The sequence below is a fragment of the Micromonospora sp. URMC 106 genome, from assembly GCF_051386395.1.
Classification (GTDB): domain Bacteria; phylum Actinomycetota; class Actinomycetes; order Mycobacteriales; family Micromonosporaceae; genus Micromonospora.
The window spans coordinates 1-315 of sequence record NZ_JBPQTP010000271.1 but is presented as its reverse complement, the minus strand read 5'-3'; the positions used below and the strand labels follow the sequence as shown (position 1 = coordinate 315).

1 pseudogene is annotated in these 315 nt (G+C 74.0%); it reads right to left on the bottom strand.

Going from position 1 to position 315, the window contains the following annotated elements:
- Positions 1-315, bottom strand: a pseudogene (locus tag ACSNOB_RS32080) (3-deoxy-7-phosphoheptulonate synthase); the annotation flags it as partial.

Sequence of the window (315 nt, the reverse complement as noted above, 5' to 3'; positions counted from 1 at the left end):
GGCCAGGTGGGCCAGGACCTCCTCGGTGGTCTCCCAGCCGATGCACGCGTCGGTGACCGACCGGCCGTAGGTCAGCTCGCGGGTCGGGTCGAGGTCCTGGCGGCCGGCGAGCAGGAAGCTCTCCAGCATGATCCCGACGATGCCGCGCTGCCCGGCGGCGAGCTGGGCGGCCACGTCCGCCGCGACCTTCGGTTGGTTGCGGTGGTTTTTGCCGCTGTTGGCGTGGCTCGCGTCCACCACCAGGCGCTCGGGCAGGCCGGCCGCCCGCAGCAGCTCCAGCGCGCCGGCCACCGACTCCGCGTCGTAGTTGGGCCG